This is a genomic window from Candidatus Enterococcus wittei (genome assembly GCF_002140175.1).
Lineage (GTDB): Bacteria > Bacillota > Bacilli > Lactobacillales > Enterococcaceae > Enterococcus_B > Enterococcus_B wittei.
Map to the genome: position 1 here is coordinate 831397 of NZ_NGMO01000001.1, position 1452 is coordinate 832848.

2 protein-coding genes are annotated in these 1452 nt (G+C 30.8%); both read left to right on the forward strand.

Annotated features, from left to right (window positions below; genetic code table 11):
- Positions 1-921: 921 nt before the first annotated feature.
- On the forward strand, positions 922-1152 hold the full coding sequence (locus A5844_RS03280; RefSeq protein ID WP_002293960.1) for a hypothetical protein: 231 nt from the start codon (positions 922-924) through the stop codon (positions 1150-1152).
- A gap of 5 nt (positions 1153-1157) precedes the next feature.
- Positions 1158-1452: DUF5960 family protein (locus tag A5844_RS03285; protein WP_179190529.1), on the forward strand; the 295-nt coding region annotated here is incomplete at its 3' end.

A 1452-nucleotide genomic window follows, 5' to 3' on the forward strand; every position in this document is an offset into this window, starting at 1 on the left:
CAAATTTTATTATCTTATTCATAGTAAGAAGATAATTTTAAGATTGCGAAATACGATACTATTTGTAATCTATAATATCAGTCCTATAAAATAAACATCTAATTAATTACTCTAAATCCTAATTATAAGCCTTTTTTCTCACTTTTTTTCAAAAATATGGTATGCTTCTTAGTGAATTCAAATATAAAAGAGTTTAAAGCGTAATACACTTATGGGGAAGTGGTTTGGGGTGCGCTTTAAACTCTTCTTTATTATTATCTCACAGCAGGCTTAAAAGGTCTATGGATTAAGTTATGTAAAAAAGTGCCTCTTTAAACGTCCTAAAATCCAAACAAGGATAGCATAATATACACTATCGTTGATCCAGAAAACAGGTAAATAAATTTTGCAAAAGCAATAAGTTAAAAACCTGTCTCTTATACACATCTAGATGTGTATAAAAATAGTTCTTTCTGTTCACCAATCATTCTAGGATTTCTCTTCACCAACATCGTTTGACAAAGAGCCGTTTTTATCGATTTGAAATAGTCAAATCCTAGTCTTTAAAAGAAGATATAGAAAAAATTGTAATAGTCACCCCCTTTTTTCCAAAACAATAGTTTTCAAAAAAATATAACGAGATAAAAAGAAAAAAGCCCTTGTTTCCAAGGGCTTTTGCTTCGTCCGATAACAATAGATTAACGACGGATTTCTTTGATACGAGCTGCTTTTCCGTGTAATGCACGTAAACAAAACCACTATATTCTATTGTGTATCTAACACCCTCAAAACAGCTATAAATCAACAATACCGACATAAAATAAACACTATGTTCAATCTGAGATATATCAAAGGTAAACGCATTTTTGCCCCCTTTTTGCCCCTCAAATATCGCTTTACAATAAGAACGTAAGTTCGTATAATCGTTTTGAGGTGATTTTTATGATGGAAGAATTTATTAGAAAAAATATCAGTGACGAATATGCAGACTTTTATGAGAAAAGCAGCAAAAAAGATAAATTCCAGATGGATGTTTCAATCTTAGCTATATTAGCTTTTTCCGAAAATAACCAACCTGTAACTGCAAAAAAAGAAACAGTATTCTCTGAAGGCAAAATAAAAACTCGATATATATTAGAGGTAGAAACTAAGTTTAAAAATAGATCGGAGTAATGGTTATGCTTTTTAATGAGACGCAATTATGGTTTAAATTTGACCCTTCGAATAGATTTATCAAAGATTTTTATAAAGTATGGAATTCAGAAGTTTTCTTTTTAGCAATCGAAGATAGCTTATTAATCAATCTCTACTATTCTAATAAGAACTACTTTAAAATCCCTGCTGCGAAAACTAGAATGAAGAAAGACGTATATTTTTTGTTTGATGTCGTGACTGACGTGCCAGACGCTCGAAGCGATCATCGGCGTTATGACTATATAAAGTATACTTTCGTTGATCCAGAAAGGTATATAG